The organism is Sphingomonas sp. FUKUSWIS1, assembly GCF_000733135.1.
Classification (GTDB): domain Bacteria; phylum Pseudomonadota; class Alphaproteobacteria; order Sphingomonadales; family Sphingomonadaceae; genus Sphingomonas; species Sphingomonas aerolata.
This window is the reverse complement of the sequence record NZ_JPJC01000051.1, coordinates 1-10,002: the sequence shown is the minus strand read 5'-3', so window position 1 is coordinate 10,002 and position 10,002 is coordinate 1. Positions and strand designations below refer to the sequence as shown.

The window sequence follows — 10,002 nt, the reverse complement described above, 5'->3', positions numbered from 1 at the left end:
CCGCGCCGGGCCCGATCACCAGCGGCAGGTTCGGGATCGCGTCGGGCTGCACCGGTTCCAGGAGTACGCCCGACGCATCGATCAGCGTCAGATTGCCATTGTCCTGCCACACCGCCGCGGGCGTGCGCTCGACGATGTCGACCAGCAAAGTATCGGGCAGCCGCCGCGAGACATGCGCGTCCGCGATCCAGCCATAGCGCAGCAGCTTCTGGCGCACCGCCTCGAGATCGACGAGCGGCATCGCGCGGCTCTGTTGATCGAGCGCGACCGCATAGACCGACATCCGGTCCATCCGCTTCAGCCCGGTGACCTCGATCTGGTTGACCTTGAACCCCGCGCGCCCGGCACCCTCAGCCATCGCGCCGCCGATCATGCCGGGAATGCCGATCCAGGTCGCCGCCGCGATCACGACCGCGCCGCCCGCGCCGAGGATCGACCAGGTCGCGATCTTCTTGAGCGTGTCCTCGCTGACCGGGAGCATCCCGACCAGCCGATCGAGCACCGACACCTTCTTGACCGCGACCTTGCGCCGCGGGGCGGGCCGCTTGGGGGGCGGGCCACGCTTGATCGTCCGGCTCATGGCGCCCCGCCCGGCGCCAGCGGATGATCCGACAGCGCCTCGTCGACGATCGCCTGGACGAGCTCGGCATAGCTCATGCCGATATGCCGCGCCTGTTCGGGGACGAGGCTGAGCGGGGTCATGCCCGGCTGCGTGTTGACCTCGAGCAGGAACAGCCCGTCGACCCCGCGCTCATCGTCCCAGCGGAAATCGGAGCGCGACGCACCCTTGCAGCCGAGCAGCCGGTGCGCCTCGAGCGCGAGGCTCTTGCAGGCGTCGGCGATCTCGTCGGGAATGTCCGCCGGGCAGACATGCTCGGTCATCCCGTCGGTATATTTCGCGTCGTAATCATACCAGCCGCTCTTGGGCTTGAGTTCGGTGACGCCGAGCGCGCGACCGCCCAGCACCGCGGTCGTCAGCTCGCGCCCGCGAATATACGGCTCGGCAAGCAGCTCGTCGAAGTCGATCCACGGCCCGACCGCGTCGCGCGCGATCGGATTGCCGTAATTGCCGCTGTCGGTGACGATCGCCACGCCGACCGACGACCCCTCGTTGACGGGCTTGAGCACATAGGGGCGTGCCATCGGATCCCCCTCGAACAGGTCGACCGAGCGGACGATCCGCCCGCCCGGCATCGGCACACCGGCCGGGACGAGCAGCAGCTTGGTCAGCACCTTGTCTATCGCGATCACCGAGGTCGCAAGCCCCGAATGCGTATAGCGCAACCCCATCAGGTCGAGCAGCCCCTGCACCGAGCCATCCTCGCCGGGCGTCCCGTGCAGCGCGTTGAACACGAGATCGGGCCTGGCGTCGGCCAGCCGGGCGGCGACGTCGCGTCCCATGTCGATCCGCGTGACGCGGTGGCCGAGCGATTCGAGCGCATCGGCACAGCCATTGCCCGACATCAGCGAGACCTCACGCTCCGCCGACCAGCCGCCCATCAGCACGGCGATGTGAAGAGGACCGCTCATTTCGCCACCCCGACCCGCTGGATTTCCCATTCCAACGTCACTCCAGAATGCGCCTTCACCTTGGTCCGTACCTCTTCACCCAGCGCCTCGATCTCCGCGCTCGACGCGGACCCGAGGTTCAGCAGGAAATTGCAATGCTTCTCGCTGACCTGCGCGTCGCCGCGAGTGAGCCCGCGGCACCCGGCGGCGTCGATCAGCGCCCAGGCCTTGTGCCCCTCGGGATTCTTGAACGTCGATCCGCCGGTGCGCGACCGGAGCGGCTGCGACGCCTCGCGCTCGGCGGCGATCCGATCCATCTCGGCCCCAATGACAGCCGGCTCGCCGGGCGTGCCCGAGAACACGGCCTCGACCACGACCGCCCCCGCCGGCAGGTCCGAATGCCGATACACATAACCGAACCGCGCCGCGGGCCAGGTCTCGACCGCACCGTCGCGCGTGACGACGGTCGCCTCGATCAGGATATCGCTGACGTCGCGTCCATAGGCGCCCGCGTTCATCCGCACCGCACCGCCGACCGTCCCCGGAATCCCGCGCAAGAATTCGAGCCCGGCGATCCCCGCATCGCGTGCAGCGCTGGCGACCGTGATCCCCATTGCCCCCGCCCCGGCACGAACGCGACCGTCCTGGACCGACACCTTCGCCATTGCCTTGGGCAGCCGCACCACGACCCCCGGCACACCGCCGTCGCGGACGATCAGGTTGGAGCCGACGCCGACCGGCAGGACCGGCGTCGACGGATCGAGGGTCTTCAACAACCCGGCCAAATCCTCGACATCCGCCGGCCGCACCAGCCATTCGGCAGGCCCGCCGGTCCGGAACCAGATGAAGTCCGCAAGCGACCCACCGGCCTCCACGCTCCCCCTGATGGTCTCCCGCGAAGGCGGGAGCCCAGTCTGGGTTCCCGCCTTCGCGGGGGCACAAGGAGATGCAGAGCTCACGCCGGCACCTTCGCACGCTCGACCGCGATCGCATCGGCCAGCCCGGCCGCCCATTTCGTGATGTCGCCCGCGCCAAGACAGACGACCATGTCATCCGCCTCGATCGTAGCCGCCAGCTCGGCCGCCAGTGCATTCGCATCCGCGACCACGCCCGCAAACCGGTGGCCGCGCCGCTTCAATCCCTCGACCAAAGCCGCCGCATCGACACCCTCGACCGGCGCCTCGCCCGCCGCATAGACCGGCGTCACCAGCACCCGGTCCGCATCGTTGAATGCGGTCTGGAAATCCTCCATCAGATTGCCGAGCCGTGAATAGCGATGCGGCTGCACGACCGCGATCACGCGCCCCTTCGCGCCCTCGCGCGCGGCGGCCAGCACCGCGCGGATCTCGACCGGGTGATGCCCGTAATCGTCGATGATCGCGACACCGCCGCCCTCGACCGGAACCTCGCCCACCTTGGTGAAGCGCCGCTTCACGCCGCCGAACTTGGCAAAGCCCTGCTGGATCGTCGCATCCTCGATCCCCAGCTCGAGCGCGACGCCGATCGCGGCCAGCGCGTTCTGGACATTGTGCCGCCCGGGCATCGGCATCTCGATTCCCGCAATCGTCCGCGTCGCACCGTCGCGCGTCCGCACCACGCAATCGAAGCGGTTGCCACCCGGGATCGGCGTCACCTCGACACCGCGCACGTCCGCCTGTGCCGAGAAGCCATAGGTCACGATCCGCCGGTCGCGCACGCGCGGCAGGATCCCCTGCACCTCGGGATGATCGAGGCACAGCAGCGCCGCGCCGTAAAAGGGCACATTCTCGACGAACTCGACGAACGCATCCTTCACCGCGTCGAACGATCCGTAATGATCGAGATGCTCGGGATCGATGTTGGTCACGACCGCGATCGTCCCGTCGAGCCGCAGGAAGCTGCCGTCGCTCTCGTCCGCCTCGACCACCATCCAGTCGCTCGCACCCAGTCGCGCGTTCGATCCGTAGGAGTTGATGATCCCGCCATTGATCACCGTCGGATCGACCCCGCCCGCATCGAGCAGCGCGGCGACCATCGACGTCGTCGTGGTCTTGCCATGCGTGCCTGCAACCGCGACGGTCGACTTCAGCCGCATCAGTTCGGCGAGCATCTCCGCACGCCGCACCACGGGCACGCGCGCATTGAGCGCCGCCTCGACCTCGGGGTTCGAGCGGACGATCGCGGTCGAGACGACCACCACCGCCGCGTCGCCGATATTCTCCGCGGCATGGCCGATCGCGACCGGAATGCCCTTGTCGCGCAGGCCCTGCACGACATAGCCCTCGGCCACGTCAGAGCCCTGCACGCGGTAGCCGAGATTCTTCATCACCTCGGCGATGCCCGACATGCCGATCCCGCCGATCCCGACGAAATGGATCGTCCCGATATCGGTCGCTACACCCTTCATGCAAATTGTACCTTTGGCTTGGATGGGCGCCCGACCGGCAGTCGCGACACCGGCGCATCGAGGCTTTCGACCAGGTCGGCCAGATCGCTTGCCGCATTGGGCCTGCCGCAACTGCGCGCGCGTCCCGCCGCGTTCTGCAGCGCGGCGGGATCGAGCCCGAGCTTCTGCATCTGCTTGGCGAGTTCGACCGCGGTGAAATCGCCCTGCCGGATCGTCCGTGCGCCGCCGGCGCGGGTGATCTCGCGGGCGTTGACGGTCTGGTGATCGTCGGTTGCGCCCGGCAGCGGCACCAGGATCGCCGGCCGCCCCGCCGCGGTCAGCTCCGCGATCGTCGAGGCGCCCGCGCGCGCGATCACCAGATGCGCCCAGGCAAGCTGTTCGGGCATGTCGGGCAGATAGGTAGCGAGCTCGGCCGGGATGTGATGCTCGGCATATTGCGCGCGCACCGCATCGATATCCTCGATCCGCGCCTGGTGCGTGACCTGTAGCCGCCGCCGGAACGTCACCGGCAGCATTGCCAGACCATCGGGGACGACCTGAGACAGGATGCTCGCGCCCTGGCTGCCACCGGTCACGAGAACGCGGAAGATGCCATCCTCCTCGAGCAGCGGATAGGGCCTGGCACGCAATGCGAGCACCGCCTCGCGCACCGGATTGCCGACGAGATGCGTCTTGGCGAGAAGCCCGGAGGCGAGCCGTTCGGTCGGTTCGGACGAGGTCGCGATCGCGTCGACGCGGCGCGCCACGAGCCGGTTCACCCGCCCCAGCACCGCATTCTGCTCGTGCACCGCGGTCGGGATCCGATTCGCGAACGCCGCCAGCAGAGCGGGCAGCGCGGGATAGCCGCCAAAGCCGATCACCGCCGCCGGCTTGAACGTGCGATAGAGTTCGCGTGCCATCATTCGCCCGCGCCACATCGATCGCGTTGCCTTGGCCCAGCCCAGCGGTCCGCCGGTGAAGCGTCCGGCGGGCAGGACATGCGTCTGGATTCCCTCGAACAATCCAGGGAAGCGCACGCCGCGCTCGTCGCTGACCAGCGCGACGCGGTGACCGCGCCTCGTCAGCTCAGCAGCAAGCGCCGCCGCGGGCACCATGTGTCCGCCGGTCCCGCCTGCCGCGAGCACGAAATGCCGGGGACGTTGATTCACAGTCATTCACCACTCCAGCGGACGACATAGGGGCTCCGCGTGAGAAACGGATTGCGCCGGGTAAACGCCAGCAGCAACCCCATGCCGACCGACAAGGCGATCATCGACGACCCCCCATAGCTGATGAACGGCAGCGTCATGCCCTTGGACGGTGCGAGCCCGGTGTTCACCGCCATGCTGACCAGCGCCTGTGCACCGAACTGCGTCGCCAGCCCGGCCGAGGCCAGGAGCTTGAATTCATCCTGTTCGTCCAGCAGCTTGACGAACACGCGCACGACGATCGCAAGGAAGATCACCGCGATCACCGAACAGGCGATCAGCCCGAACTCCTCGCCGATCACCGAGAAGATGTAATCGGTATGCGCCTCGGGCAGCCCGAACTTGGCGATGCCGCCGCCGGGCCCCGTGCCGGTCCAGCCGCCCGCGGTCAGCGTGTTGTGCGCGGCATTGGTCTGGAAGTGATCCGACGCGCCCTCGCCCTCGATCCCCGGGAACAGGAACGCGTCGATCCGCGACCGCGCCGTGCCGTAGAACATATAGGCAGCGACCAACCCGACCGGCACGCAGCCGACGAGGCCTGCCATCACGCGCATCGGCGTTCCCGCGATCATCAGCAACGCCATCCACACGGTGCAGTAGATGATCGTCTGGCCGAAATCGGGTTGCAGCATAAGCATGACTGCGATCGTGCCGGTCAGCCCGCCCGTGATCAGCACGGTCGGCAGTTCGGGATCCTTCGCGCGCAGCGACAGGAGCCAGGCGACAGTGACGATGAAGACCGGCTTCAGAAACTCGGACGGCTGGAACTGCGCAAAGCCATAGCCGATCCAGCGACGCGCGCCGTTGACCTCGGATCCGACGAACGGCGTCACCGCGAGGATCAGCAGCAGCACCGCCGCCGCGGTCAGCGCCATGCGCCGCGCCATTGCGACGGGCATCATCGACACCCCGAACAGCACCGGCATCGAGACGCCGACCCACATCAGCTGACGCCAGAAATAATAGAGCGGCGTCAGCTTGTGATGCTCGCCCGAATAGCGGACTGCGGTCGCGGGCGACGCCGCAGCCACCGCGATCAGCCCGATCGCGATCAGGAACAGCGTCAGCAGCAGCAGCATCCGGTCGATATCCCAGAACCACGTGCCAAGCGGCGACTGATCGCCACGCCCGCCGCGCCGCTTCATCTTCGCGACGATCCCGGTCTTCTGCCCTGCGCTCATCATCGGTGTCCGCATATCGCTCATGCCAGCGACTCGACCGTCGCGCGGAAGGCCGCGCCGCGCGCTTCGTAATCGGCGAACTGGTCGAAGCTCGCACAGGCCGGGGACAACAGGATCGTGTCGCCGGGCCGGGCATTGGCCGCCGCGCTGCGGACGGCCGCGTCGAGCGTGCCGACATGGTCGACCGGCATCGACCCGGCCAGGATCTCGGCGAACCGCGGCCCGGCCTCGCCGATCGTATAGGCGTGCACGACATGGCCGAAGCCGGGCCTGCACGCATCGAGGTCATCCCCCTTCGCGCGCCCGCCGACGATCCAGTGGACCCGCTCAAATGCCGCCAGCGCGGGCGCCGCGCTCTCCGGATTGGTCGCCTTGCTGTCGTCGACATAGGCGACGCCGTCATAGGAGGCGATCTGCTGCATGCGGTGCGGCAGGCCGGTAAAGCTGACCAGCCCGCGATCGATATCGACCTCGCTCACACCCAGCGCGCGCGCGACCCCCACGGCGGCACGCGCGTTTAGCGCATTGTGCGGCCCCTGCAGCGACGGCCAGCCGCCCTGGTCGCCGATGTCGATCCGGTCGATGAACTGGATCGTAAGGTCAGCGGGAGCGTCACCCAGTAGACGATGCTCCGCCTCTGCGCCGTGGTCGACGATCGCGAGATGCGGCACCGTCTGCATCGCGAACAGCCGCGCCTTCGACGCCGCATAGCCGGCAAAGCCGTCATAGCGATCGAGATGGTCGGGGGTAATGTTGAGCAGCACCGCGACGTCGCAGTCGAGCGTCTGAGTCAGGTCGATCTGATAGCTCGACAGCTCGAGCACATAGACGCCGCCCTCGGGCAACGGATCCTGCCCCAGAATCGGCAGCCCGATATTGCCCCCCATCAGCGTCGGCACGCCCGCCGTCCGCAGGATATGATGCACGAGCGCGGTGGTGGTCGACTTGCCGTTCGTGCCCGTGATCCCGACGACCTTGTGCGACGGCAGGTCGGCGCGGGCCTGCGCAAAGAGTTCGATGTCGCCGATGACGGGAACGCCCGCCGCACGCGCGGCCGCGGCGAGCGGATGCGTGTTGAGCGGCACCCCTGGCGACACGATCAGTGCGTCGAACCCCGCCAGATCGTCCAACGGATCAAACCGAAGATCGACGTCATCGAGGGTGACCGACAGGTCTTGAATGCTCTCGGCCAGAACCGCGCGCTTCTTTTCGTCGTCGTCCCACGCGACCACGCCCGCGCCGCCAGTGACCAGCGCCTGGACGGTCGCCGCACCCGATCGCGCCAGCCCCAGCACCGCACAGCGTTTTCCGCGCCAGGCCTCAGCGACGATCACCGCAGCTTCAACGTCGACAGGCCGACCAGCGCCAGGACCAGCGCGATGATCCAGAAGCGGATCACGACGGTCGGCTCGCTCCAGCCGAGCTGTTCGAAATGATGGTGGATCGGCGCCATCCGGAACACCCGCTTGCCGGTCCGTTTGTAAAAGAACACCTGGATGATCACGCTCATCGCCTCGGCGACGAACAGCCCGCCGATGATCCCGAGCACGATCTCGTGATGCGCGACGACGGCGATGGTGCCGAGCGCGCCGCCGAGCGCGAGGCTGCCGGTGTCGCCCATGAACACCGCCGCGGGCGGCGCGTTGAACCACAGGAACGCCAGACCGCCCCCGACGACCGCGCCGCAGAAAATGGCGAGCTCGCCCGCGCCGGGCACGTGCGGGATGCCGAGATAGTCGGCGAACTTCACATTGCCCGCGAGATAGACGATCACCATGAACGCGACGCTCGCGATGATCACCGGCATCGTCGCCAGCCCGTCGAGCCCGTCCGTCAGGTTCACGGCATTGCCGAACGACACGATCGTGAAGGCGGCGAAGACGGGGAAGAACCAGCCGAGATCGATATACATGCGCGACGTGAACGGCAGGTAGAGATGCGGCCCGTTCTGCGACATGATGATCGTCGCGGCGATCCCGGCGATCGCGAATTCCAGCAACAGCCGCGTGCGACCCGAAATGCCCGCGGTGCTCGCCTTCCGCACCTTGTCATAGTCATCCATGAACCCGATCGTGCCAAAGCCCAGCGTCACGAACAGGCACGACCAGACATAGGGGTTGCTGAGGTCCATCCAGAGCAGGATCGCCAGCGTCATGCTGGTGAGGATCATCAGCCCGCCCATCGTCGGCGTGCCGCGCTTGGCGAGATGCGTCTGCGGGCCGTCGGCGCGGATCGGCTGGCCCTTGCCCTGGCGCACCCGCAGCCAGCCGATGAAGCGTGGCCCGATGATCAGGCCGATGATCAGCGCAGTCGCGACCGCCCCGCCCGTCCGCGTCGACTGATAGCGGAGCAGGTTCAATATTCCCGGGAAACCCAGATGTGCGGCGATCCAGTACAGCATTTACGTCTTCCCGCCCCCGAGACTCGTCACGACCCGCGCGAGCCCTACACCGTTCGATCCCTTGATGAGAACCGCATCGCCCGGCGCCAGGATCGTCCGTAACGACGTCAGCGCGGCCGCAGCGTCGCCCACATGGACGGTTTCGACTTTACCCTCAAGCGCTTGCGCGAGCGGCGCCATCGCTTCACCGACCAGCAGCGCCATTTCGACGTTTGCCGCGACAATCGGCTCGGCAAGCCCGGCATGATAGTCGGCCGACGCCGCGCCCAGCTCGCGCATCTCGCCGAGCAGCGCGACATGCCGCCCCGGCTCCTTGGCCAGCACGGCCAGCGTCGCACGCATCGACGCGGGGTTCGCGTTATAGCTTTCGTCGATCACGAGCGCCTGCCCGTCCGCGAGCGTCGTCATAAACCGCGCACCGCGTCCCTGCAGCCCGCCGAGTTCGGCGAGCGCCAGTCCCGCCAGCCCGAGATCCGCGCCCGCCGCCTCGACGCACGCGATCACCGCCAGCGCGTTCGAAACCCAGTGCATTCCCGGCTGCGCCATCGTGAAGCTCAGCTCGTGGCCGTCCTGCTGGACCGTCACGAACGTCGCGCCGGTCGCCAGCCGGACCGTCTCGATCGCGCGGACATCGGCACCCTTCGCGATGCCGAAGGTCACGATCCGCGCCGCATGCGGCGTCGCCGCTGCGGTCAGCCGGTCGCGATGCGGGCTGTCGAAGGGGACGATCGCGACGCCGTCCGGCTCGAGCCCGGCGAAGATCTCGCCCTTGGCATCGGCGATCGCGCTTTCGTCGCGGAAGAATTCGGTATGCGCCGGCGCGATCGCGGTCACCACGGCGATATGCGGACGGACGATCTGCGTCAGCTCGGCCAGCTCACCCGCATGGTTCATCCCCATCTCGAACACGCCGAAGCGCGCGTCGCCCGGCATCCGTGCAAGGCTCAGCGGGACGCCGGTATGGTTGTTGTAGCTCTTGACCGAACGGTGCACCGCCCCCGGCGCGCCGCGATCGAGCGCCGCGAACAGTGCCTCCTTCGCGCTCGTCTTGCCGACCGATCCGGTAACGCCGATGATCGTCGCGCCGCTGCGCGCCCGGCTTGCGCGTCCGAGCATCTGCAAGGCCGTGAAGCTGTCGGCGACCAGCACATGCGGATGCGCGCAGGGTTCGGAGACGATCGCCCCAGCGGCGCCCTGCGCGAACGCCTGGTCGAGATACAGATGGCCGTCGCTCGCCTCGCCCTTCATCGCGACGAACAGGTCGCCCGGACCGACCTCGCGCGAATCGAACGCGACGCCCCTCACGGCGAACTCGGCCGAAGCGACCCCGCCGGTCGC

The 10,002-nt window shown here is 67.9% G+C and carries 9 protein-coding genes; all 9 read right to left on the bottom strand.

All coding sequences use genetic code 11. The features are described 5' to 3' along the window. Positions 1–580, bottom strand: a 580-nt coding sequence (locus tag sphsw_RS20255) for a cell division protein FtsQ/DivIB (RefSeq protein WP_042466559.1), incomplete at its 3' end; no start/stop codon positions are given. After that, positions 577–1,530 (bottom strand): D-alanine--D-alanine ligase, encoded by a 954-nt coding sequence (locus sphsw_RS04345; protein ID WP_031439539.1) that lies wholly within the window; start codon positions 1,528–1,530, stop codon positions 577–579. The genes sphsw_RS04345 and sphsw_RS20255, both read right to left, overlap by 4 nt. Continuing rightward, on the bottom strand, positions 1,527–2,384 hold the full coding sequence (gene murB / locus sphsw_RS04340; protein WP_235188281.1) for a UDP-N-acetylmuramate dehydrogenase: 858 nt from the start codon (positions 2,382–2,384) through the stop codon (positions 1,527–1,529). The genes sphsw_RS04345 and murB overlap by 4 nt, the downstream gene beginning before the upstream one ends. Positions 2,385–2,464: 80 nt before the next feature. Further along, positions 2,465–3,895, bottom strand: coding sequence for a UDP-N-acetylmuramate--L-alanine ligase (murC, locus tag sphsw_RS04335; protein ID WP_031439537.1), 1,431 nt, complete (start codon positions 3,893–3,895; stop codon positions 2,465–2,467). Next, positions 3,892–5,049 carry an undecaprenyldiphospho-muramoylpentapeptide beta-N-acetylglucosaminyltransferase gene (gene murG / locus sphsw_RS04330; protein ID WP_031395403.1) on the bottom strand — a complete coding sequence of 386 codons (1,158 nt, stop codon included), beginning with the start codon at positions 5,047–5,049 and terminating at the stop codon, positions 3,892–3,894. Before murG ends, murC begins: the two co-directional genes overlap by 4 nt. Then, a complete protein-coding gene (locus tag sphsw_RS04325; RefSeq protein WP_234387761.1) occupies positions 5,046–6,278 on the bottom strand; it encodes an FtsW/RodA/SpoVE family cell cycle protein in 1,233 nt (410 codons plus the stop codon). Before sphsw_RS04325 ends, murG begins: the two co-directional genes overlap by 4 nt. 5 nt (positions 6,279–6,283) lie before the next feature. Next, positions 6,284–7,597, bottom strand: a complete 1,314-nt coding sequence (gene murD / locus sphsw_RS04320; RefSeq protein ID WP_031439536.1) for a UDP-N-acetylmuramoyl-L-alanine--D-glutamate ligase — start codon at positions 7,595–7,597, stop codon at positions 6,284–6,286. Beyond that, positions 7,594–8,664, bottom strand: a complete 1,071-nt coding sequence (gene mraY / locus sphsw_RS04315; RefSeq protein ID WP_031395401.1) for a phospho-N-acetylmuramoyl-pentapeptide-transferase — start codon at positions 8,662–8,664, stop codon at positions 7,594–7,596. Before mraY ends, murD begins: the two co-directional genes overlap by 4 nt. Beyond that, positions 8,665–10,002 (bottom strand): UDP-N-acetylmuramoyl-tripeptide--D-alanyl-D-alanine ligase (locus sphsw_RS04310; protein WP_031439535.1); only part of this gene is annotated, 1,338 nt, incomplete at its 5' end.

Bases quoted from the DNA above. Each gene is read 5' to 3' on its own strand.
- sphsw_RS04345 (WP_031439539.1), bottom strand. From the start codon at position 1,530: ATGAGCGGTCCTCTTCACATCGCCGTGCTGATGGGCGGCTGGTCGGCG.
- mraY (WP_031395401.1), bottom strand. From the start codon at position 8,664: ATGCTGTACTGGATCGCCGCACATCTGGGTTTCCCGGGAATATTGAAC.
- murG (WP_031395403.1), bottom strand. From the start codon at position 5,049: ATGACTGTGAATCAACGTCCCCGGCATTTCGTGCTCGCGGCAGGCGGG.
- sphsw_RS04325 (WP_234387761.1), bottom strand. From the start codon at position 6,278: ATGCGGACACCGATGATGAGCGCAGGGCAGAAGACCGGGATCGTCGCG.
- murC (WP_031439537.1), bottom strand. From the start codon at position 3,895: ATGAAGGGTGTAGCGACCGATATCGGGACGATCCATTTCGTCGGGATC.